General features: G+C 66.2%; 17 protein-coding genes and 1 pseudogene. 7 read left to right on the top strand and 11 right to left on the bottom strand.

What is annotated here, in order from left to right:
- Positions 1 to 9: 9 nt before the first annotated feature.
- On the bottom strand, positions 10 to 1,713 hold the full coding sequence (gene kdpA / locus ACT17R_RS15235) for a potassium-transporting ATPase subunit KdpA (RefSeq protein ID WP_234180975.1): 1,704 nt from the start codon (positions 1,711 to 1,713) through the stop codon (positions 10 to 12).
- Between the two features lie 14 nt (positions 1,714 to 1,727).
- The gene (gene kdpF / locus ACT17R_RS15230; RefSeq protein WP_040590286.1) at positions 1,728 to 1,817 is read right to left on the bottom strand and encodes a K(+)-transporting ATPase subunit F; all 90 of its coding nucleotides are present in this window, start codon (positions 1,815 to 1,817) and stop codon (positions 1,728 to 1,730) included.
- A 255-nt stretch (positions 1,818 to 2,072) separates the two neighbouring features.
- Between kdpF and ACT17R_RS15225 the strand changes: the two genes are divergently transcribed.
- Entirely contained in the window at positions 2,073 to 4,730 is a 2,658-nt protein-coding gene (locus tag ACT17R_RS15225) for a sensor histidine kinase (protein WP_062900900.1), read from the top strand.
- 294 nt (positions 4,731 to 5,024) lie between these two features.
- On the opposite strand, the pseudogene ACT17R_RS15220 reads toward ACT17R_RS15225, so the two are convergent.
- Positions 5,025 to 5,171: pseudogene (locus tag ACT17R_RS15220) on the bottom strand (IS110 family transposase); the annotation flags it as partial.
- Between the two features lie 413 nt (positions 5,172 to 5,584).
- Here ACT17R_RS15220 and ACT17R_RS15215 point away from each other — a divergent pair.
- Both ACT17R_RS15215 and ACT17R_RS15210 read left to right on the top strand, forming a co-directional pair.
- Positions 5,585 to 6,361 (top strand): SDR family NAD(P)-dependent oxidoreductase, encoded by a 777-nt coding sequence (locus ACT17R_RS15215; protein ID WP_444809747.1) that lies wholly within the window; start codon positions 5,585 to 5,587, stop codon positions 6,359 to 6,361.
- The gene (locus ACT17R_RS15210; protein ID WP_186401050.1) at positions 6,358 to 7,149 is read left to right on the top strand and encodes an enoyl-CoA hydratase/isomerase family protein; all 792 of its coding nucleotides are present in this window, start codon (positions 6,358 to 6,360) and stop codon (positions 7,147 to 7,149) included. The genes ACT17R_RS15215 and ACT17R_RS15210 overlap by 4 nt, the downstream gene beginning before the upstream one ends.
- 50 nt (positions 7,150 to 7,199) lie before the next feature.
- Here the strand turns inward: ACT17R_RS15210 and ACT17R_RS15205 are convergent, their stop codons facing one another.
- Together ACT17R_RS15205 and ispG are read right to left on the bottom strand one after the other, a co-directional pair.
- Positions 7,200 to 7,646, bottom strand: coding sequence for a hypothetical protein (locus tag ACT17R_RS15205; protein WP_186401049.1), 447 nt, complete (start codon positions 7,644 to 7,646; stop codon positions 7,200 to 7,202).
- A 623-nt stretch (positions 7,647 to 8,269) separates the two neighbouring features.
- Positions 8,270 to 9,421 (bottom strand): flavodoxin-dependent (E)-4-hydroxy-3-methylbut-2-enyl-diphosphate synthase, encoded by a 1,152-nt coding sequence (gene ispG / locus ACT17R_RS15200; protein ID WP_444809746.1) that lies wholly within the window; start codon positions 9,419 to 9,421, stop codon positions 8,270 to 8,272.
- Between the two features lie 279 nt (positions 9,422 to 9,700).
- Here ispG and ACT17R_RS15195 point away from each other — a divergent pair, with 279 nt between their 5' ends.
- Positions 9,701 to 10,456: a TorF family putative porin gene (locus tag ACT17R_RS15195; RefSeq protein ID WP_062900894.1), complete on the top strand. Its 756-nt coding sequence runs from the start codon at positions 9,701 to 9,703 to the stop codon at positions 10,454 to 10,456.
- 277 nt (positions 10,457 to 10,733) lie between these two features.
- Positions 10,734 to 11,498: a TorF family putative porin gene (locus ACT17R_RS15190; protein ID WP_444809745.1), complete on the top strand. Its 765-nt coding sequence runs from the start codon at positions 10,734 to 10,736 to the stop codon at positions 11,496 to 11,498.
- 49 nt (positions 11,499 to 11,547) lie between these two features.
- Here ACT17R_RS15190 and ACT17R_RS15185 read toward each other — a convergent pair whose 3' ends face one another.
- Genes ACT17R_RS15185 through ACT17R_RS15170 form a run of 4 tightly spaced genes read right to left on the bottom strand, consistent with a single transcriptional unit; the run spans position 11,548 to position 16,458 of the window.
- Entirely contained in the window at positions 11,548 to 12,702 is a 1,155-nt protein-coding gene (locus ACT17R_RS15185; RefSeq protein WP_444809744.1) for an alpha-hydroxy acid oxidase, read from the bottom strand.
- Positions 12,699 to 13,937 (bottom strand): NAD(P)/FAD-dependent oxidoreductase, encoded by a 1,239-nt coding sequence (locus tag ACT17R_RS15180; RefSeq protein ID WP_444809743.1) that lies wholly within the window; start codon positions 13,935 to 13,937, stop codon positions 12,699 to 12,701. Before ACT17R_RS15180 ends, ACT17R_RS15185 begins: the two co-directional genes overlap by 4 nt.
- Positions 13,937 to 15,583, bottom strand: coding sequence for an amidohydrolase (locus ACT17R_RS15175; protein ID WP_444809742.1), 1,647 nt, complete (start codon positions 15,581 to 15,583; stop codon positions 13,937 to 13,939). The genes ACT17R_RS15180 and ACT17R_RS15175 overlap by 1 nt, the downstream gene beginning before the upstream one ends.
- Positions 15,580 to 16,458 (bottom strand): NAD(P)-dependent oxidoreductase, encoded by an 879-nt coding sequence (locus ACT17R_RS15170; RefSeq protein WP_444809741.1) that lies wholly within the window; start codon positions 16,456 to 16,458, stop codon positions 15,580 to 15,582. The genes ACT17R_RS15175 and ACT17R_RS15170 overlap by 4 nt, the downstream gene beginning before the upstream one ends.
- A 59-nt stretch (positions 16,459 to 16,517) precedes the next feature.
- Here ACT17R_RS15170 and ACT17R_RS15165 point away from each other — a divergent pair, with 59 nt between their 5' ends.
- On the top strand, positions 16,518 to 17,768 hold the full coding sequence (locus ACT17R_RS15165) for a threonine ammonia-lyase (protein WP_444809740.1): 1,251 nt from the start codon (positions 16,518 to 16,520) through the stop codon (positions 17,766 to 17,768).
- 172 nt (positions 17,769 to 17,940) lie between these two features.
- Positions 17,941 to 18,339 (top strand): acyl-CoA thioesterase, encoded by a 399-nt coding sequence (locus tag ACT17R_RS15160; protein ID WP_062900887.1) that lies wholly within the window; start codon positions 17,941 to 17,943, stop codon positions 18,337 to 18,339.
- A 22-nt stretch (positions 18,340 to 18,361) separates the two neighbouring features.
- Here ACT17R_RS15160 and ACT17R_RS15155 read toward each other — a convergent pair whose 3' ends face one another.
- Positions 18,362 to 20,197, bottom strand: a complete 1,836-nt coding sequence (locus ACT17R_RS15155; RefSeq protein ID WP_444809739.1) for a gamma-glutamyltransferase family protein — start codon at positions 20,195 to 20,197, stop codon at positions 18,362 to 18,364.
- A 76-nt stretch (positions 20,198 to 20,273) separates the two neighbouring features.
- Complete coding sequence (locus ACT17R_RS15150) at positions 20,274 to 21,524, bottom strand: N-succinylarginine dihydrolase (protein ID WP_444809738.1); 1,251 nt, start codon at positions 21,522 to 21,524, stop codon at positions 20,274 to 20,276.
- Between the last annotated feature and the right edge of the window lies 1 nt (position 21,525).

Raw genomic sequence — 21,525 nt, 5'->3', positions numbered from 1 at the left:
GCTGATCCCTCAGAAGCGCTGGCCGGCCATCATCGAGAGATGATCGGCGACGGGACCTAGCGCGAGGCTGGGAAGGAAGGTGAGGCCGCCCATGATCAGGATGATCCCGATCAGCAGGCCGATCCACAGCCCCCCGGTGGTGGGGAAAGAGCCGCTGGTAGCGGGGGTGTGGCGCTTTGCGGCAAGGCTGCCCCCGATGGCGAGCACCGGCACGATCACGAAGAACCGGCCAAGCCACATCGCGATCCCGATCATGGCATTGTAAAAGGGAGTGCCCGCGCTCAGGCCCGCAAAGGCCGAGCCATTGTTACCGGCCCCCGAGCTGAACGCGTAGAGAATCTCCGAGAAGCCGTGCGGCCCCTTGTTGAGCGGCCCGGCAAGCCCCACGGGGAGCACGCTGGCAATGGCGGTGAAGCCGAGGATGACCAGCGGCAGGATCGCAATGGCTAGGACCGCGAGCTTGACCTCGCGCGCCTCGATCTTCTTGCCGACATATTCGGGTGTGCGCCCCACCATGAGGCCCGCGACGAACACCGCGAGGATGGCAAAAAGCAAAAAGCCATAGATGCCCGCGCCGACACCGCCGACCACAACCTCGCCGAGCTGGATGTTGAGTAGCGGGATCAGGCCGCCGATTGCGGTGAAGCTGTCGTGCATGGCATTGACGGCCCCGCAGGACGCCGCCGTGGTGACAACGGCGAAGAGCGAAGAGGCGGCGATGCCGAAGCGAACTTCCTTCCCCTCCATATTGCCGCCGCCAGCGCCGAGGTAATGAAGTGCGGGGTTGCCGGCAGCCTCCTGCCAATAGGCAATGCTGGCGCCGGCGATGAAAATAAGTCCCATCGCCGCGAGGATTGCCCAGCCTTGGCGCGTGTCGCCAACCGCCTTGCCGAAGCACCACGTCAACCCGGCGCCAATCAGGAAGATCGAGACCATCTGGATCAGATTGGTGAGCGCGGTCGGATTTTCGAAAGGGTGCGCGCTGTTGGCGTTGAAGAAGCCGCCGCCATTGGTCCCCAGCATCTTGATCGCTTCCTGGCTTGCGACCGGACCGAGCGCGATCGTCTGTCGCACGCCTTCGAGCGTCGTTGCGTGGACCGATCCCGCCAGCGTCTGCGGCACGCCGCTCGCGATCAGGAACAGCGCGTAGACCGTGCAGATGGGAAGCAGCAGATAGAGCGTGATGCGCGTCGTATCGGCCCAGAAATTACCGATCGTTCCCGTTTCGCGCCTTGCGAAACCGCGAAACAGCGCGAAGGCAATCGCGATACCGGTGGCGGCGGAGAGGAAGTTCTGGATCGTAAGCCCGAGCATCTGCGACAGGTTCGACAGCGTCGTCTCGCCCGAATACCATTGCCAGTTGGTGTTCGTCGTAAAGCTGACCGCCGTATTAAAAGCGCCGTCGGCGCCGACCGCGCCGAAGCCTTGCGGATTAACGGGAAGTACCCCCTGCAATCGCAGCACCGCGTAGGTGAAAAGCAGCAGCGCGAGGTTGAACAGCAGCATGTGAAGCGCGTAGCGCCGCCAGCCCTGCTCTTCGGTCGGGTCGATCCCGGCCATCCGGTAGAAGCCCCGCTCGACTGGCCCCAGGATGCGATGAAGCGGGGTCGTGCGCCCTTCGTAAAGGGCAAAGAGCCAGAGGCCCATCGGTTTGGCAAGGACGGCAAGGATCGCGACGAAGGTGAAAATGAGCATCCATCCGGACAAGGTCATGGGATTGCCTCCGGTCAGAAACGTTCGGGGCGCAGCAGCGCCACCACGAGATAGACGAACAGCGCCGCAGCGACGGCGCCAGCGAGCATCGACGAAGCGCTCATGGTCAGGCCTTGTCGCAGATGCGCGCGTAGCCGAGCGTGGCTGCGAACAGCAGCGCGGTAAGGGCGAGCCACATCAGATCGGTCATCATAGGTCTCCGGCAAAGGGCGACTCCCGAGGGAGCCGGACTGAATGCGACGCCGCTACGCCCCTTCGCCGTAAAGTTTCGCGGTCGATTTTCGCCGGGCGCATAAGGATTCCATAAAGATCGCCGATTGTCGCTTGGCCCTGTGTCCGCGACCGGGGTAAGCGGGCGCATGGTATCGGCCACCAAGAGACCCTCACCCGAAGCCCTGTTGCGGCAGGCAAAGCGCGAGGCGCGCGGGCGGCTGAAGATTTTTCTCGGTGCGGCGCCGGGCGTGGGCAAAACCTATGCGATGCTCAGCGAAGGTGCCGCGTTGCGGCGCGACGGACAGGACGTCGTCGTCGCCGTGGTGGAAACGCACGGTCGGGCCGAGACCGAAGCACTGCTCGACGGGATGGAGGTCGTGCCGCGCCGCGAAGTCGCCTATCGCGGCCACCAACTGACCGAGATGGACATCGATGCCGTGCTCCGCCGCGCCCCGACACTCGCGCTGGTGGACGAATATGCCCATACCAATATGGACGGCAGCCGGCATCCCAAACGCTGGCAGGATGTCGAGGAACTGCTGAACGCCGGGATCGACGTCTATACGACGCTCAACGTCCAGCATGTCGAAAGCCTGAATGACGTCGTCGCAAGCTTTACCCGGGTGCGCGTTCGCGAGACGGTACCCGACAGCGTGTTCGAAGGAGCCGAAATCAAGCTCGTCGACCTACCGCCCGACGAACTGATCGACCGGCTGCGCGATGGCAAGGTCTATGTGCCGCACGAGGCAAGCCGTGCCCTCGGCCATTTCTTTTCGAAGGCGAACCTTTCGGCGCTGCGCGAAATGGCGCTCCGGCGAGCTGCTTTGAGCGTCGACCGGCAAATGTTGCACGATCTCGATGCGACGGGCGAAGCGGGCACCTTCGCGGCCGGCGAGCGGATCCTCGTCGCGATCAGCGAACAGCCAGGCAGCGATATGCTCGTGCGCACCGCAAAGCGCCTTGCCGACGGGCTGAACGCCCCATGGACGGCGGTGCATATCGAGACGGCACGAAGCGCGGCCTTCGACGACGATGCCCGGCGGCGGATAGCCGCGTCGCTCGCACTGGCCGCTACCCTCGGCGCGACGATCGCTACCGTTCCTGCGGAGAGCGTTATTGCCGGACTGCGCGGCCAGATCGAGGTGATGCGCGCGACCCAGCTTATCATCGGCAGGTCGCAGCGTAGCTGGTGGTTCGAACTTCGCCACGGTTCGGTCGTCGAGGCGCTGATCCACGACGCGGGCGACCTTGCCATCCACGTCATCCCGTCACCCCGCGAATCTCCTGCCACGCGCCGGGGTCTCGACTGGACACGCGGCTGGGGGCGCCCGTCGAGCTATGCGGTCGGACTGGGGCTCATCGCGCTGATGACGGGCGCCGCGCGTCTGGCCGAACCATGGATCGGGACCGGGGCGGTCGACCTGCTGTATCTCGTTCCGGTGATTGTCGCCGCGACGCTTTACGGCTTGCGTCCGGGGCTGTTCGCGAGCCTCGTTGCGGCGCTGGCGTTCAACTTCTTCTTCCTCGAGCCGCGGCATACCTTCACGATCGCCGATCCGCAGAGCGTCCTCACCATGTTGATCCTTACCGGCGTCGCCGCGGTGGTCAGCAATCTTGCCGGCCGGCTGCGGACGCGCGCGCGGATCGGGGTTCGCAGCGCGCAGGAAAATGCGTCGCTTGCCGCCTTCGCGCAGATGCTTGCGCGCGCCTCCGATCGCGAAACCACCGCTGCGGTAACCTGCGAGGAAGTGGCGCGCTTGCTGGGCGTACGCAGCATCATTCTGGCCGAGCAGGGCGGGCTGTTGCGACCGCTGGTCGCGCGGCCCGTCGATGCGGCGATCTCGCCGATCGATCAGGCGGCGGCCGAGTGGGCCTGGACGAGCGGCGAACCTGCGGGACGCGGGACGAATACGCTCGTTGCGTCCGACTGGCAGTTTCATCCGCTCAAGACCGGGCTCGGGGTTCTTGCGATCCTCGGCATCGCGAGCGAGGACGGCCGCGACCCGATTTCGCCCGACCGCGCCGCGCTGCTCGCCACGCTCGTCGGCCAGGCGGCGCTCGCGCACGAACGCTTGCATCTGGAGGACGAGATGCGCAGCCTGTCGGTCCTCGAGGAACGCGACCGCCTCCGCGCCGCGCTGCTCTCGTCGATCGGGCACGACCTGCGCACCCCGCTGACCGGCGTGACCGCCGCGATCGAGGCGCTGGCGAGCGAGCACCCCGGCGCGTCCGCGCTGCCGCTCGCGCGCGCGGAGGTGTCGCGATTGCGGCGTTTTCTCGACAATCTCGTCGAGTTGGTCCGCCTCGATTCAGGCGGTCTCAACCTGGATGTGGCGCCCGTCGATCTGACCGACGCCGTGGCGGCTGTGGTCCACGATCTGAAAGATCTGCTGCGCGGACATCATGTCGATTTCCAGGTTCCCGCGGGTCTTCCGCTTGTCCGGGTCGATGAGCGGCTGCTCCATCACATTCTGCTCAATCTGCTCGCCAATGCGATCCAGCATGGCGGCAGCGCCGGGCCCATCGCCATCATTGGCCGCCGAACGCCCGATGCCGTAGCCCTGACCGTGCGCGACCATGGCGGCGGTCTGGAACCGGGATCGGAAGGCACAATCTTCGACACATTCGAGCAAGGGAAGGGCGGCGACCGGCACGGCGGCAGCGGGCTGGGGCTTGCGATCGTCAAGGGCTTTGCCGACGCGCTCGGCATCGCCGTTTCGGCGAGCAATCATCCGGACGGGGGCGCAGCATTTACGCTGACCTTCCCGTCCGCCTTGATCGCGACCATTTCCGATACCGAATGATCGCATCAAGGCGCGCGGTCGCCATCGCTCATCCTATGCTGTTCTCTAATGGGTCAAGGTCTGGCTACTCGGTCCTGAGCGGATGATGCCTTTGGGTGCCTGCGTTCTCTGCGTGCTCAATATCGGCACTTGATGGGGTCAGCTGGGTGCGAGCGTGGCTTGGTTGAAACCGCAGTCGGTCGACGGGTCGGCCGCATGCTACAGCATAGGCGCCATCATCTGCTCCCTCCCTCGGGCGTTCGCTCCCGCTCGGGAGCTCGGTGCGGCCTCCTGTCTTTGTATTGGGGCCGAAGGTCAGGCCGGCTGGAACTCAGTGCCATTTCGGAGCATGGCGTGCATGATGATGGCGAGGCGCCGGGCGAGCGCGATCCGCGCCATGCGCATGGTCGAGCGCGCGGCAATTGCGAACGCCCAGTTCTTCAGCTTCAATTCGCCTTTGCAGTCCGCCGGTATGGCCGCATCCGGATATTCGCCCCAATGCTGATCCTTCATCACCGCCAAGGCGCGCGTCATTTCCCGTTCCCCATTCGCAAAAGCTGATGCGATAGTGGTGGGGGCGCCTCATTGTAAAGTTGCGGATTTGGTATGCTAATTAAGGGTGGGGAGCAGAGGCCCTTTTTCCCCCGTCCGCCACGCTTGGCGGCCGCGACGGGGGAACAGGTTGTGTGTGCACAAAAAGAACAATAAGAGAACAAATATGGTCGGTCAACCCCCCGTGTGGCGATTTTCCGTCAGCCAGGGGCGGAAGGGCTTGCCATCGCTCGCCGTTGACGTAAGCGTCAACTTAACTGACGGTGCGGCCCTGCCGCCGCCCGCGCATCGCCCGTCCGGCGGCCAGAACAAGGGAGAGAAATATGGCTAGCGAACCGAAATTCGACCTCAGCGGGCGCGTCGCACTGGTGACCGGGGCGTCGTCGGGGCTGGGCGCGGGCTTTGCAAAAGCGCTCGCCGCAGCAGGCGCGAAGGTGGTGCTCGCGGCACGCCGCGCCGACAAGCTTGCCGAACAGGTCGAGACGATCCGCGCAGCGGGAGGCGAAGCGGTCGCGGTCAGTATGGACGTTACTGACGAAGCATCGACCAAGGCCGCCTATGACGCCGCCGAGGCTGCGTTCGGCACCGTCGATACGATCGTCGCCAATGCCGGCGTCGCGACCGAGAAGGTGGCGCTCGGCCTGTCGGTCCAGGATGTCGATTTCCTCCTCGCCGCCAATGTCCGCGGGGTCTTCCTGACCGCAACCGAAGGCGCGCGCCGGCTCGAGGCGGCGGGCAGTCGCGACAAGGAAAATGGCCGCATCGTCATCATCGGGTCGATAACGGCGGAAAAGATCTTTCCGGCGACCTCGGTCTATGGCGCCACCAAGGCCGCGGTTCGCCACATGGGCAAGGCGCTTGCCCGCGAATGGGCGCGGCGCGGGATCAGCGTCAATGTCATCCAGCCGGGCTATTTCGAATCCGAAATGACCGCCGAACTGTTCGCGAGCGAGGCGGGTACCAAATTCGTCGCGAGCTTCCCGCGCCAGCGGCTGCGTCCGCCGAGCGACCTGCACACGCCGCTGCTGATGCTGTGCTCCGACGCGGCGCGCGGCATCACCGGTTCGGTGATCACCATCGACGACGGCCAGACGCTGTGAGCGGCGAACTGCTGATCGAGGCGCGCGGCCAGATCGAGATCGCAACGCTCAACCGGCCCGCGCGGCTCAACGCGCTGAGCGAGGGGCTCGTCGAGGAGCTGAACGATTATTTCGGCGGGCTGGCGGCGCGGCCCGACGTACGCGTCGTCATCCTGCGCGGGGCGGGGCGCGGATTTTGCGCCGGGCTCGATATTCAGGAGGACCGGTCGAGCGACGAGACGCCGGTGCTGCGCACACTGCGCACCCAGACGAGCATCGGCAATATCTATCGCAAGATGCGCGCCTGTCCGCAGCCGATCATCGCGCTGGGGCACGGCGCCGCGGCGGGAGGCGGGCTGTCGCTGATGCTTGCCGCCGACGTGCGCTATGCGGCGCCCGGCTTCCGGTGCAACGCCGCCTACATCCGCATCGGGCTCGGCGGCTGCGACATGGCATCGAGCTATTTCCTGCCGCGTCTCATCGGCGCCAGCCTGGCGTCGGAGATGATCCTGACCGGCCGCTTCATCGAAGCCGAGCGCGCGCTGTCGGCGGGACTGGTGAGCGAGATCGTCGCCGAGGACGAATTGCTGGACCGCGGCCTGGCGCTCGCCGAAGAAATGCTCGCGACCAGCCCCTGGGGACTGCGCCTGTCGAAGCAGGCACTCAACCTCAACATCGACGCCCAGAGCCTCGACGCCGCCATGGCAATCGAGGATCGTCAGCAGGTCATCCTCTCCGCAACCGAAGACCATAAGGAAGCGCTCGCCGCCTTCCTCGGCAAGCGGCCCCCGGCGTATCGCGAGCGGTGAGGGTGTCGGGGTAGACGGGAGGTTGGCAGCTAACGACCGATTGTGGGCGTTCAGCCAAACAACCGGCCGCACAGATACAGCGACAGTTCGCGAGCATGCTGTCCCCAATGGAAGAATTGAAGCCGGAAGGCGAAATGCGCGTCATTGAGACTGACATGGTCAGCAAGCCATAAGACCTCGCGCATATCTAACGTAAGGTCAGCCAAGTCATCGATTGCGTCAGCGACCATCAGCGCGTCGTCTAAAGATCCAGTCGGGTCCACTACCGGATAAGCGCCATAAGTTGGAAAACGTGCCGCTACTTCGGCGTAGAGAGATGCGCCGTTTTGCATCGGCGCGTCCACGTCAGCATCTGACACATCTCCAACTGGGGTTACGTGATAAGCTGCGACTAAGCCGTCCAGCGCAGCGAGGAGCGTTTTGTCGCCTGGCCGATCGCCATCCCATACGACACTTAAGAAGTGTTTGGCGGCGCTGATGGCTGGCGAACTGTTCATCGCGAGCAAGTCGCACGAGCGGGCGGATGAGGCAATCGATCACCGCCGGTGTGGATCGAATGACTGCCAACGACCGATTGCGGAACTTACACCCCAATGCGAAGAGGGTCCGCATGGACCTAATTCACGAAATGATCAGTCCGAACGGTGAGAGGAAGGTGCGCGTCTACAAACGGACGGATGGCTTTTTCGAGTATGAAGAGGTTTTGAAGCGTTCGATCAGATCGCCGGGACCTACTGGTCGTCCGGATATCAATCCGGGATGTTCGGCACAGAAGGCGCCGCGATGGCGGAGATTACTGCAACGACGCCTTGGCTTCGGAGCGGCGCCTGACGACCGATTGCAGACATGTTTGGCCCCGGTAATGTCGATATGGAAATCTTGATCGTAGATCTTGCACAAACGGCCATTGAGCATGTGGACGACCGCCATGGTCGCGCGGCAGCTTGGATCGTCGCAATTTTAAGCATTTCGGTCCTGATTAGCGTACCCGTTTCAATCGTGCTGTATCTCATAAACTAACGTCCGCTGCCACCCCAAAGCGGTCCCTGGTCGATGACGAAAGAAGAAAAGGCCGCCGGTCCTCTCTCATTCTGAAACCACTGCGTGCTTGTCGCCCAGGTTACGCCGCCTTGCCATGAGTCACGTCCATGCTCACCGCGCTGCCGGCGTCGATCGCGGCGGCTTTGGCTTCGACCAGCTTGACGATGTGCGCGATCATGTCGGCGTCTTCGACATGGTGGTCGGTGACGCCCGAGAGATAGACCATATGCTTGCCGTTGCCGCCGCCGGTGATGCCGATGTCGGTTTCGCGCGCCTCGCCGGGGCCGTTGACGACGCAGCCCAATACTGAGAGCGACATCGGGGTCTTGATGTGCTGGAGCGCGTCTTCGAGCGCCTGCACCGTGCGGATGACGTCGAAGCCCTGGCGCGCGCAGCTGGGGCAGGAGACGACGCGGACGCCGCGGGTTCGTAGGCCGAGCGATTTCAGGATTTCATAGCCGACGCGCACTTCCTCTTCGGGTTCGGCCGACAGGCTGACGCGGATCGTGTCGCCGATCCCCGCCCAGAGGAGGTTGCCGATGCCAAGCGCCGATTTGACGGTGCCGCCGATCAGCCCGCCGGCTTCGGTGATGCCAAGGTGGAGCGGACAGTCGACCGCTTCGGCGAGCTGCATATAGGAGGCTACGGCGAGGAAGACGTCGCTCGCCTTTACCGCGACCTTATATTCGTGGAAGTCATGGTCCTGAAGCAGCTTGATATGGTCGAGCGCGCTTTCGACCAGCGCCTCGGGGCAGGGTTCGCCATATTTTTCGAGCAGATCCTTTTCGAGACTGCCTGCGTTGACGCCGATGCGGATGGCGCAGCCGTTCGCCTTGGCGGCGCGGACGACCTCGCCGACGCGCTCCGACGAACCGATATTGCCGGGGTTGATGCGTAGGCAGGCGGCACCCGCGTCGGCGGCCTCAAGCGCACGCCTATAGTGGAAATGAATGTCGGCGATTACGGGCACGCGCGCGGCGCGGACGATTTTGCCGAGCGCGGCGGTGCTGTCGGTATCGGGGCAGGAGACGCGGATCAGGTCGGCGCCTGCATCCTCGCAGCGGCGGATCTGGTCGATGGTCGCGACGGGATCGCTCGTCGGCGTGTTGGTCATCGTCTGCACCGTGATCGGGGCGCCGCCGCCGACAGGGACGTTGCCGACCATGATCTGACGGCAGTCGCGCCGCGCAATGTCGCGCCAAGGGCGCAGGCCGGGATTGTGATCGCTCATGAAACGGGTCCGGTGAGGAGAGGGAGGATGGCCTCCTTTAGCCGCCCGCGCCCGCCTTGGCAAAGCCTGTGGGCGGTGGCCGCGCTTGTGGCGGGAAAGACACAGTGTGGCGGCGAATGTAACATTTGTGCAGTTTTCAATTGTGCGCTGCCGCATATTGCGCGATTTTCGGCGCGTTCCTGACCACGCGCCGGCCGCAAGAGCATCGGGAGAGGATCGGGCGGGGACCGCAGGATGGACGGTTTCGGTTCAATATCGATGAGAGGGGGGGCTCACCCAATGAAATTTCTTACCAAGGCGTGCTTTTGCATGCTGCTCGCGACATCGGCGATGGCGACGCCAGCCATGGCGCAGGACGCGACCGACGCGCCGAGCGGTCCGATCACCGTGTCGGGCGGGGTCGACCTGGTGTCCGACTATCGTTTCCGCGGCATTTCGCTGTCGAACGAAAAGGTCGAGGTCCAGCCGACGATCACACTGACCCACGAGAGCGGATTTTATGCAGGCGTCTGGGGGTCTGGCCTGCCGAAGACCGATGAATATGGCAAGGTCGAGGTCGACCTCTATGCGGGCTGGGGCGGCGAAGTCGCGCCCGGCACGTCGGTGGATATCGGCGCGACCTATTACTGGTATCCCGATGGCAAGGATGCCTTCGGTCCGGTCGACTATGTCGAAATCATCGGCAAGATGTCGCACGACATCGGACCCGTGTCCGCTACGGGGACCGTTGCCTATGCGCCCAGCCAGAAGTCGCTCGGCAGCGATGACAATATTTATCTGAACTTCGGCCTGTCGTCGGGGATTCCGAATACGCCGGTCACGGTCGACGCGTCGCTCGGCTACACCAGCGGTTCGCTCGGCGCGTTGGCGCCCGGCGGCGACTATCTCGACTGGACGGTCGGCGCCACGGTTACGGCGGGCATCTTCAACCTGGGCGTCCATTATGTCGATACCGACATCAAGAAGACCGGGATCAAGGAAGTCGATACGCTGTATGACCCGACCGTCGTCTTCAAGGTCGGCGTCGCCTTCTGATAGCGCGGCCAGATCGAGCCGACGATAAAGCGCGGGCGCCGACCGAGGGTTGGCGCCCGTTTGCGTAATATTGTTTCCGTTGAAACCGGATATGCGCAACGACCTGTTGCATAAAAGTCGCAATCCGCGCCTTATTGTGCCCGATGCGGCTTTTTTGTTTGTGCGCCGCAGCAAATTGTCGGAGAGAGGCGCCACGTACGGCCGACCGGAGCAAAGACTTCGGCTGTCTTGCGGCAGGCAGGGACGATCCATTTTACCTTGTTAAGGGGATCAACCCATGAAGACTCTCTCCCGCGCGTGCTTGGGCCTTGCCCTTGCGGCTTCCGCTCTTCCCGCCACCGCTTTCGCCCAGAACGAAGCACCCTCCGATCCGATCACCATTTCGGGCAGCGTGACGCTGGTATCCGACTATCGCTTCCGCGGTTTCACCCAGAACAGCGAAGACCCGGCCATCCAGGGCGGCATCACCGTGACCCACGAAAGCGGCTTTTACGTCGGCACCTGGGGATCGAGCGTCAGCTTTGCCGGTAACACCGAGGTCGACCTGTTCGCGGGTTACAGCAAGGATGTCGGCGGCGTGACGGTCGACGGCGGTCTGCTGTACTATCTCTATCCGCAGCACGGCGGATCGGGCGCCGACTTCTTCGAACCCTATCTGAACCTGTCGACCGATGTCGGGCCGGTGAATGCGAAGGTCGGCGTCAACTATGCGTGGAAGCAGTCGGCGCTCGGCAATCTGCAGGACCCAAGCCGCGCGCCCGGTGCCAAATCGTCGGCCTTCTATCTGCACGGCGAACTCGCCGCCGACATTCCGGGCACGCCCCTGGCGCTGAACGCCCATGCGGGCCAAGCATGGAGCGACGCCTTCCCCGGCGGTTTCGACGGCAAGGTATTCGACTGGTCGGTCGGTGCGACGGCTTCGTACAAGATGCTGACCTTCGGCGTCAGCTATGTGAATACCGACGAGCCCAAGGCCGGCGGTTACAAGGATGCGATCGGCGCCGACGGCGCGGTGGTCTTTTCGCTCGGCGCGTCTTTCTGATGCCGGGCAGGGGCGGCCTTCGGGGGGAGGCCGCCCCCTCCTTCTTCTTCTATTCGGAATGCCAGCGCAGATTGCCGCGCCCAAGGTCGGCGAGGCTTTTCGCGCCCATCAGCTTCATGCCGCGCTCCATCTCGGCGCGGAGCAGCGCCACCGCGCGCGCCACCCCTACTTCGCCCGCCGCGGCGAGCGCATAGAGATAGAGCCGGCCGCCCGAGCAGGCTTTCGCCCCGACCGACAGCGCCTTGAGCACATGCGTCCCGCGGGTGATGCCGCCGTCGCAGATGACCTCCACCCGGTCGCCGACCGCATCGACGATCGCCGCCAGCGCGTCGAAGGGCGCGATGCTGCCGTCGAGCTGCCGCCCGCCATGGTTCGACACCATGATCGCGGTCGCGCCGATGTCGGCGGCGCGCCGCGCATCCTCGACCGCGACGATGCCCTTCAGGCAGAAGGGACCGTCCCACGCCTTGCGGATCGCCTCGGCGCGTTTCCAGTCGAGGCTCTGGTCGAGCATGGTGGTGAAATATTCGGCGACCGACTTGGGCACGCTCGACCCTTCGGACACGTGGGTCGCAAGGTTGGGCAGGCTGAATTTTTCGCGCAAGACATAGTTGAGACCCCAGCCGGGCTTGATCGCATAGCTCAGCATGTTCGATGCGGTGAAGCGCGGCGGCGAGGTAAAGCCCGAGCGCAGGCAGCGTTCGCGGTTGCCGCCGACGATCGTATCGACGGTGAGCGCGACGGCATCGAACTTCGCCGCGCGCGCGGCCTCGAGCATCGCATGGTTGAGCCCTTCGTCCTTGTGGACATAGAGCTGGAACAGCTTGGGGCCGTCGGTCAGCGCGCCCGCTTCGGCGAGGCCGATCGTCGCGAGGCTCGATATGCCGGCGACGGTCCCCGCATCGGCGGCAGCGCGCAACACCGCGCGCTCGCCCTGCCAGTGGAACAGGCGCTGGAGCGCGGTGGGGGACAGGAAAAGCGGCATCGCGACCTCGCGGCCGAAGAGCGTCGTCTTCATGTCGATCGATTCGACGCCGGCCAGCACGCGCGGGATGAGGTCGCACCGGTCGAAGGCGGCGCGGTTGCGGCGGCGCGTCACCTCATCATCCGCGGCGCCGTCGATATAGTCGAACACCGGCCAGGGCAGCCGCCGCTTCGCCAGCGCGCGGAAATCGTCGATATTGTGGCAGTCGGTCAGCTTCATGTCGTGGTCGCTCCAGTCAGGCGGGCGAGCGCCCAGCGCGGTTCGATCGCGCGCGCGGGGTCGGCGATGTGCGCCGCGATACGCGCGCCGATGGCCGGGGCGAGCGCGAAGGCACGCCCCGTCGCGCCGCCGGCGAGCCAGGCGCGTGCGTGGCCGGGCAGGCGGTCGAGCAGCAATTCGCCGCTGATCGTGCGGCAGTCGTGCGCGGCGGCGCTCGCGACGACCGGAGCCTCGGCCAGATGCGGGACGCGGCCCGCGAGCCACTGGCGCACCGCGGCCAGCGCGGCATCGTCGGCGCGGCGGTCGAAGCTGTCGGGATCGACCGTTGCATCGGGGGCGGTTTTCCACACGCGCACCCCGCGCCCCTCGATGTCGGGGAGCAGGGTGAAGCCGTAGGCGCGGTCGACCAGCGCGGGCATCGCGGGCGGGCGATACTGGACATCGCCCTGACCGGGGCCGACGTGAAAAAGCTGGTAGCGCACCGCCGACAGCCGTGCGGGCGTCAATATCTGCGGAAAAAGCTCGGTCAGCCACGCGCCGGTCGCATAGACGATGCTGCGGGCGGTACCGCCGTCGGGCAGGATATAAAGGTCGCGCTTCTTGTCGAACAGCGGCGCGGGCATGACGACGTCTTCTACATAGACCTGTGCGTCGAGGATGGTTTCGAGAATGGCGCGGCGGCCGGCGAGAAGCGCGGCCTTGTCAGCGACGAGAGCCGCTTCCTCGTCGCGCCAGCCGATCGCGCCGAAGCGGCTGCGCAGCTTGTGCCCGGTCGTGCGGTCGGTCCCCGGCGGCTCGTCGGCGCCGTCGGTCGGCAGCAGTGTGGTGACCGCTGCGCACTGGGTCACGATCGGCAGGCTGGCGCTGTCGGACAGGCGCTGCCACAGCGGCAGGCTGTCGTGCGCGAGGTCGGCGTAGAGCGCGTCGCCCCCCTGTGCGGGATCGTACAGCATGGTCGGGAGGTTCGAGGCGGCGCGGCCGTTCCCGGCGCCATAGGCATCGAACAGCCGGACATCGAGGCCCTGACGGACGAGATGCCACGCGGTCCATGCCCCGACCGCGCCGGCGCCGACGACCGCGACATCAACATGCTTGTCGGGCGATTTGACGCCCTTGCGCCGTTTCGATGCGCGCGGCTGCGGCGGATCCTTGCGCTTCGGTTCTTTCGTCGCCGCGCCGAGCGCCAGCGCGGCGGGCGCCGCGGCGAGCGCGCCGAGCAGACGCCGCCGATCCATCAGCCGCCCTTTTTGTAGTAGCGGTAGCCGCCGATCCAGGTTTCGAGCGGCACCATCTTGCGGATGTCCTCGGGGCTGGCGAGCAGCAGATCGGTGTCGACAATCAGGAAGTCGGCGCGCATGCCGGGCATCAGCGTGCCGAGCCGGTCCTCGGCGAAGGCGGCATAGGCGGCGCTGCGCGTGAAGCCGTCGAGCGCGGTCTCGCGCGATACCGCTTCTTCGGGATGCCAGCCGCCGAACGGCTGACCCTGTGCATCGGTGCGCGAGATGGCGGCGGCGATGCCGGGGAAGGGGTTGGCGCTTTCGACCGGCACGTCCGACCCGAAGGTGAGGCGGACGCCGGCATTTTCCATGCTGCGCCACGCATAGGCGCCCTTCAGCCGGTCGGGCCCGAGGCGGGCTTCGGCCATCAGGCGGTCCGACGGCTGGTGGATCGGCTGCATCGACGCGATGACGCCGAGCTTGGCGAAACGCGGGATGTCGGCGGGATCGACGATCTGCGCATGTTCGATCCGCCAGCGCCGTTCGCCGGGCAGATCGGCAGTGAGATCGGTGATTGCGTCGAGCGCCTCGGCATTTGCGGCATCGCCGATGGCGTGGATCGCGACCTGAAACTTGTCCATCGAGGCGCGGACCATCTTGTTGCGCAATTGCGCCGGGGTCAGCAGCGGCAGGCCCTTCTGGCCCGGCGCGTCGGCATAGGGCGCCTTGAGCCACGCGCCGCGCGACCCGAGCGCGCCGTCGAGATAGAGCTTCACCCCCACCATGCGCAGCTTGTCGTCATAGAGCCACGGCGTGGGCCCCGGACCCGCGATCAGCGCCATATTGTCGATGTCGCCGCCGTAGCTGAGGATACGGATCGCGAGCTGGTGCTTGTCGCCCGCGCGGCGATAGGCCTGCCATTCCTGGATCGTCGTGCCCATGTCGGCGATCGCGGTGATCCCCTGGGCGAGCAACTGCTGCTGCGCGGCGAGGAAGGCGCGGTCAAGGTCGCGCGCGAGCGGCTTGGGCTTGGCACTGTCGATCAGCGCGACCGCGGCATCGACGAAGACGCCAGCGGGCTTGCCATCCGCCATCTCGATCCGGCCGCCCTCGGGCGCCTTGGTCGCGGCGGTGATCTTTGCCGCCGTCATTGCAGCGCTGTTGGCCCATCCGGCGTGGCCGTCGACGCGTTCGAGCCAGACCGGCCGGTCGGGCACGACCGCATCGAGATCGGCCGCGGTCGGGAAGCGGCCCAATCCCCATTTTTCCTGATTCCACCCGCGCCCGATAATCCACGGCAGTTCGGGGTTTTCGTCGGCATATTTCTTGATCGCCGCCTGCGCCTCGGCCAGCGAGCGCGTGTCCGAGAGGTCGAGCAGCATGAGCGACAGACCCAGGCCCATCAGATGGCCGTGCGCGTCGATCATGCCGGGGATCAGCGTCCGGCCCTTGCCGTCTTCCTTGAAATCGGGGCGTTCGGGGCGCTTGTCCTTGCGGTCGAGGAGCTGCTTCACCTTGCCGTCGGTGCCGATCACCATGCCGGTGAATCGCACGACCTTGCCGTCCTTGTCGAGCGTGATGCCGTTGACATTGTCGACGAGCGTATCGGCCTGCGCGGGTGCAGCGAGGAGTAAGGCGATGACGGTTAAGGCTAGGCGCTTCATTTCGGCAACCTCGTCACGAGCGAGCTGGTGTCCAGGCGGCCGCCGCCTGCGCCCTGCACCTCGGCATAAAATTGATCAACCAGCGCCGCGACGGGAAGCGTCGCCCCGTTGACGCGGGCTTCGTCGAGCGCGAGGCCCAGATCTTTGCGCATCCAGTCGACCGCAAAGCCGAAATCATATTCGTCCTTCGCCATCGTGCCCCAGCGGTTGAGCATCTGCCAGCTTGCCGCGGCACCGCCCGACACTGCCTCGAACACCTTGTCGGTGTCGAGGTCCGACGCCTGGGCGAAGCGCAGCGCTTCGGAGAGGCCCTGAAGAACGCCGGCGATCGCGATCTGGTTGACCATCTTGGTCGTCTGGCCCGCGCCCGGTCCGCCAATATGCACGATGCGCGCGGCATAGGCGCGCATCAGGGGCTCGGCGGCGGCGAAGGCGGCGTCGCTGGCGCCGCACATGATCGACAGCGCCCCACTTTGCGCACCCGCCTGACCGCCCGAGACCGGCGCATCGACGCACAGCAGGCCGCGCGCATCGGCCTCTTCGGCCAGGCGCCGGGCGATTCGGGCGGAGACGGTCGTGTGATCGACAAAGACCGCGCCAGACTTCATCGCGCCGAAAGCCCCGTCGTCGCCGAGCGTCACCGCCGCGAGATCGTCGTCGTTGCCGACGCAGGCGAACACCGCATCGGCGCCCGCGGCGGCGGCGGCGGGGCTGTCCGCTGCCTGACCGCCATAATCCGCCGCCCAGGCGTCCGCCTTGGCGCGGGTGCGGTTATAGACGGTGACGGCATGACCGGCCTTGACGAGATGGCCGGCCATCGGGCCGCCCATGATGCCGGTGCCGATGAAGGCGATGCGCAATTTTTCTTCGCTCATGCCGCGGTCCATAACCATGGTTTGCGCGCGGCGCCAGATAGGGTAGGGGGCTTGCCGCTATGACCGATCAATCCATCCTGACCGCCGCCGCCGATTTTCCGGCGATAAACCTCGACGATGTGCGGGCGGCGGCGGGACGAATTGATGGCGCGGTTGTCCGCACCCCGACGCTGAAGTCGCAGACGCTGTCCGAGCTGGTCGGTGCCGAGGTGTGGCTGAAATTCGAAAATCTTCAATTCACCGCGGCCTACAAGGAGCGCGGTGCGCTCAACGCCCTGCTGCTGCTCAGCGACGAGGCGAAGGCGCGCGGCGTGATCGCGGCGTCGGCGGGCAATCATGCACAGGGACTTGCCTATCATGGCAAGCGGCTCGGCGTGCCCGTCACCATCGTCATGCCGAGCACGACGCCGCAGGTGAAAGTGTCGCAGACCGCGAGTCACGGCGCGCAGATCGTGTTGTTCGGCGAAAAATTCGACGATGCCTACGCCCATGCACGCGAGCTCGAGGCGGAACGCGGGCTGACCTTCGTTCACCCCTTCGACCATCCGCACGTCGCGGCGGGGCAGGGGACGGTCGCGCTCGAAATGCTCGAGGATGTGCCCGAACTCGACACGCTGATCGTGCCGATCGGCGGCGGCGGTCTGCTCGCCGGCATGGGCACCGCGGCGCGCGGGATCAAGAATGACATGCGGCTCGTCGGCGTGCAGGCCGAACTTTACCCGTCGATGTATGCCGAGCTGAACGGCGTCGACATGGCGTGCGAGGGCGATACGCTCGCCGAGGGCATCGCGGTCAAGGAGCCGGGAAGCTATACGCGCAAGCTGGTCGCCGCACTCAACGACGATATCGTGCTCGTCGCCGAACGCCATCTGGAGCGCGCGGTCAGCCTGCTGCTCCAGATCGAGAAGACGGTGGTCGAAGGCGCGGGCGCCGCGGGCCTCGCGGCGATGCTCGCGCATCCCGAGGAATTCGCCGGGCGCAAGGTCGGCCTGGTGCTGACGGGCGGCAATATCGACACGCGCCTGCTCGCGAATGTGCTGCTGCGCGACCTTGCGCGATCGGGCCGGATCGCGCGGCTGCGCATCCGGTTGCAGGACCGCCCCGGCGCGCTGTTCAAGGTGATGGAGGTGTTCAACGAAAAGCAGGTGAACATCATCGAAATCTATCACCAGCGCATCTTCACGACGCTGCCCGCCAAGGGCCTGATCACCGACATCGAATGCGAGGCGCGCGACAAGGAGCATCTCGACAGCCTCGTCTCGGCGCTGCGCGATGCGGGCTATATGGTCACGACGGTGGAGCTGGCCTGATTTTTCCGCTCTCGCAAGCGGGAGGGGCGGCGAGGCTTGGCAGCTTGCTGCCTAGCCGCAGCGAGGTGGGCCAGCCACACCGCGTTCTTGCCCACCCCGTTGCGACTAGCGGACAAGTTCGCAAGTCTCACTGCCCCTCCCGCTTGCGGGAGGGGATTGCTATGGTGCCGCGATGAAAGAATTCACCCTCGCCCTTATCGCCACGCCCGACGCCATCGACGAGCTGGGCCATGTCAACAATGCGGTCTGGGTCCAGTGGATCCAGCAGGTTGCGACGGGGCATTGGGACGCCGCGGCGCCGCAGAGCCACAAGGATGCCTATATCTGGGTCGTGGTGCGGCACGAGATCGACTATCTGCGCGCGCTCGGCCCCGGCGAGACGGTGACCGCGCGGACCTGGGTCGCCGACAAGCCGCAGGGCGCGAAGTTCGACCGCTTCATGGAATTCACCGGCGCGGATGGCACGGTGCATGTCCGCGCGCGCACCGTCTGGGCCCTGCTCGACAAGGCGAGCGGCCGCCCGCTGCGTGTCACCGACGCGATCGTCGCCCCCTTTCAGGCCGACCGGTGAGGCGCCCGGCGTTACCGCGCGGTCAGTAGGCGAGGGCGCAGCCGTCGGCGCGCATCTCGCTCGCCGCGGCATAGACGCGCGTGTCGCCGTCCATGCGATGTTCGACGCACTGGTAGCGGCCGAAGCCGCCGTCGGGATTGCCGATCGTCCAGCCGAGCGCCGCAAGCTGGGCCCGCGTCGCGGCGGGAACGCCGCTTTCGAGCCGCAGAAGTCCCTTGGGGCCGAGCCCCGGCGCATCCTCGCCCATCGATTGCGACGATCCTTCATGATGCCAGCGCGGCGAATCGCCGGCGGCCTGGATTTCAAGGCCGTAGTCGATGCGGTTGACCATGATCTGCGTCTGCCCCTGCGGCTGCATGTCGCCGCCCATCACCCCGAAGCTCATCCACGGCGTGTCGCCATGCGCGGCGAAACCGGGGATGATCGTCTGGAACGGGCGCTTGCCGGGGGCATAGATATTCGGGTGGCCGTCTTGCAGGCTGAACAACTGGCCGCGATCCTGGAACATGAAGCCCAGCCCGTCGGCGACAAGCCCCGACCCCATGCCGCGGAAGTTCGACTGGATCATCGACACCATCATGCCGTCCTTGTCGGCGACGCTGAAATAGGTGGTGTCGCCATGGCTCGGCGCCTGCCCCGGATGGACCGGGGTCAGGATGCGGTCGGGGCGGATCAGCCGGGCGCGCTCGGCCGCATAGTCCTTCGAGATCAGCCATTCGACCGGCACGTTCGAAAAATGCGGGTCGGCGTAGTAGCGCGCGCGATCCTCATAGGCGAGGCGCTTTGCCTCGGCCTGAAGATGGATCGACAGCGCCGACTGGAACCCCGCGCCCTTCAGGTCGAAATTTTCGAGGATGTTGAGCATCTGCAGCGTCGCGATGCCCTGCGTGTTGGCGCCGAGTGCATAGACGTCGGTGCCGCGGTAGGATGTGCGGTGCGGCTCGATCCATTCGGAGCGGTGCGCGGCCAGATCCTCGCGGCGCAGCCAGCCCCCGATGCGCCGGAAATAGGCGTCGATCGTCCGCGCAATCTCGCCATCGTAAAAGACGTCGCGGCCGCCCTCGGCGATCAGGCGGAAGGTGCGCGCAAGGTCGGGGTTGCGGAACACCTGTCCCGCTTGCGGCCCCTTGCCGTCGGCCATGCCATAGGTGCGCAGCGCATTGTCGACCTCTTCGATCCCGCGCCCCGGCTGGCGAAAACCGGCGAGGCTGCGGCGGATATAATAAGCGATCATGTCGGGGACCGGCGCGCCCGCCTCGGCATGGGCGATGACCGGTTCGAAAAGCTCCTTCCACGGCAGCTTGCCGTAGCGCTGGTGCATCGTCCACCAGGCGTCGACCGTCCCCGGCACCGACACCGCGATCGCGCCATAAGCCGGGATCGCGCCGCCCGTCGCGCGCGACCGCACGGTGGCGAGGTCAAGCGCGCGGGGGCTTTTGCCCGACCCCGCCAGCCCGACGACCTTCTTTGCCTTCGGATCCCAGATCATCGCATAGGCGTCGCCGCCGATGCCATTGGCGGTGGGTTCGAGCAAGCCGAGGCAGGCGTTGGTCGCGATGGCGGCGTCGACCGCCGACCCGCCGCGTTTCAGCATGTCGATCCCCGCCTGCGTCGCGAGGGGATGCGCGGTGCCGACCGCGCCGCTGAGGCCGTAAGCGGCGGTACGCGAGGCGAAGCTCGCACCGACCGGCCGGTCGCCGGCATGCACGTCGGGTCGCAGGAAGCGTTCGCTGTCCTTGTCCCACGCGGGAGGCAGCGCCGGATCGCCTTTTGGCGCCGGCTTCGCGGACTGGGCAAGCCCGGCGGTCGGTAACAGGGCGACGGCGGGGGCGGCAGCAAGAAGCGTGCGACGGCGCATGGCGATGTCCTTTGGAATTTTCTGTCGTCCCTTTGTTGCGCCATGCGGCAGGCTTGGCAAGGGGCGTGGAGACTCCCTACTCGAGTTCGGTAAGGTCGAGCGCCGCGAGCAGCTGGCCACGGGCGCGGCGGACGTCGGCGGTGAGCGCGGGTGAAGCGAGGTCGCCGGGTGCGATCGCTTCGGGCCAGTGCGCCGCGACGACGGCGGCGATCCGGTCGAGCTTGGCTTCGTCGGCCATGAACCGCGGATCGACGGTCGCCGGATCGGCGACGACGCGGAGGCGCAGGCAGGCGGGGCCGCCGCCATTGGCCATCGACTGGCGCACGTCGACCGGAAACAGCCGCCGGATCGGACCGTTGCCCGCGACATGCGCCTCGAGCCAGGTCCACACGCTCGGCGTTTCGCGCGCTTCGGTGGGGAGGATCAGCCCCATGCCGCCGTCGTCCGGCAGGCTGACGAGCTGCGCGTTGAACAGATAGGATTTGATCGCATCGGGCAGGCTGACTGCGCTCGCTGGGACTTCGACGATCTCGACCTCGGGAAAGGCCGCGCGGATCTGGGCATGCGCCGCCGCGCGGTCCTCGAAAGCGGTTTCGTGCGTGAACAGCACGCGCTCGTTGGCGACGGCGACCACGTCGTTGTGAAAGGCGCCGCCCTGGATCGCGGTGTCCGATTGCCGGATGAACAGCGTCCGGTCGGGATCGAGCCGGTGGTGGCGCGCGATCGCTTTCGAGGCGTCGAGATGCTGGCGCGCCGGGAAGCGTCCGCCGCCGACGCCATAGACGAAAATCTCGACCCCCGGCTGGTCATGGCCGGCGCACAGCCGCATGTGATTGGCGGCGCCCTCGTCGCCGAACGGCACGGGGACCGGACCGTGGACGGCGAAGGCCGAGTGCGCGAAGGCGAGCCGGAGCTGGGCGAGCGTGCCCTGCCACTCATGGCTGCGGTGCGGCATGGTGACGAGATTGGCGACGGTCAGATGGCATTTGCCGTCGCCGCTGTCGGGCGCGGGCGAGACGGTGGCGGCATTGGCGGCCCACATCGACGAGGCCGACCAGGCCTGCGCGCGCAGATGCGCCTCGGCGCTGTCGAGATCGGTCGCCAGCGCCGCGAGCCACGCCGCATCGGGGCGGTCGAGCGGCGCGAAAAAGCCCTGCGGCAGCCCGAGCGCGAGGTTGTGGCGCATCTTGTCGATGCCCTGCAGCGCCGCGGCGCGCGGTTGCGACACGTCGCCGGCATTGCTGGCGGAAGCCATGTTGCCGCGGCTGAGGCCAGCATAATTATGCGTCGGGCCGATGATGCCGTCGAAGTTGATTTCGGTGATCATG

It is taken from the genome of Sphingopyxis sp. Q841, from assembly GCF_052384365.1.
GTDB lineage: Bacteria > Pseudomonadota > Alphaproteobacteria > Sphingomonadales > Sphingomonadaceae > Sphingopyxis > Sphingopyxis terrae_A.
Note: the sequence above shows the minus strand (reverse complement) of the source record. Positions and strands in the feature narration are given on the sequence as shown.

Excerpts from the sequence above, each read along its gene's own strand:
- kdpA (WP_234180975.1), bottom strand. The coding sequence starts at position 1,713 with ATGACCTTGTCCGGATGGATGCTCATTTTCACCTTCGTCGCGATCCTT.
- kdpF (WP_040590286.1), bottom strand. The coding sequence starts at position 1,817 with ATGAGCGCTTCGTCGATGCTCGCTGGCGCCGTCGCTGCGGCGCTGTTC.
- ACT17R_RS15225 (WP_062900900.1), top strand. The coding sequence starts at position 2,073 with ATGGTATCGGCCACCAAGAGACCCTCACCCGAAGCCCTGTTGCGGCAG.
- ACT17R_RS15215 (WP_444809747.1), top strand. The coding sequence starts at position 5,585 with ATGGCTAGCGAACCGAAATTCGACCTCAGCGGGCGCGTCGCACTGGTG.
- ACT17R_RS15205 (WP_186401049.1), bottom strand. The coding sequence starts at position 7,646 with ATGAACAGTTCGCCAGCCATCAGCGCCGCCAAACACTTCTTAAGTGTC.
- ispG (WP_444809746.1), bottom strand. The coding sequence starts at position 9,421 with ATGAGCGATCACAATCCCGGCCTGCGCCCTTGGCGCGACATTGCGCGG.
- ACT17R_RS15195 (WP_062900894.1), top strand. The coding sequence starts at position 9,701 with ATGAAATTTCTTACCAAGGCGTGCTTTTGCATGCTGCTCGCGACATCG.
- ACT17R_RS15190 (WP_444809745.1), top strand. The coding sequence starts at position 10,734 with ATGAAGACTCTCTCCCGCGCGTGCTTGGGCCTTGCCCTTGCGGCTTCC.
- ACT17R_RS15185 (WP_444809744.1), bottom strand. The coding sequence starts at position 12,702 with ATGAAGCTGACCGACTGCCACAATATCGACGATTTCCGCGCGCTGGCG.
- ACT17R_RS15180 (WP_444809743.1), bottom strand. The coding sequence starts at position 13,937 with ATGGATCGGCGGCGTCTGCTCGGCGCGCTCGCCGCGGCGCCCGCCGCG.
- ACT17R_RS15175 (WP_444809742.1), bottom strand. The coding sequence starts at position 15,583 with ATGAAGCGCCTAGCCTTAACCGTCATCGCCTTACTCCTCGCTGCACCC.
- ACT17R_RS15170 (WP_444809741.1), bottom strand. The coding sequence starts at position 16,458 with ATGAGCGAAGAAAAATTGCGCATCGCCTTCATCGGCACCGGCATCATG.
- ACT17R_RS15165 (WP_444809740.1), top strand. The coding sequence starts at position 16,518 with ATGACCGATCAATCCATCCTGACCGCCGCCGCCGATTTTCCGGCGATA.
- ACT17R_RS15160 (WP_062900887.1), top strand. The coding sequence starts at position 17,941 with ATGAAAGAATTCACCCTCGCCCTTATCGCCACGCCCGACGCCATCGAC.
- ACT17R_RS15155 (WP_444809739.1), bottom strand. The coding sequence starts at position 20,197 with ATGCGCCGTCGCACGCTTCTTGCTGCCGCCCCCGCCGTCGCCCTGTTA.
- ACT17R_RS15150 (WP_444809738.1), bottom strand. The coding sequence starts at position 21,524 with ATGATCACCGAAATCAACTTCGACGGCATCATCGGCCCGACGCATAAT.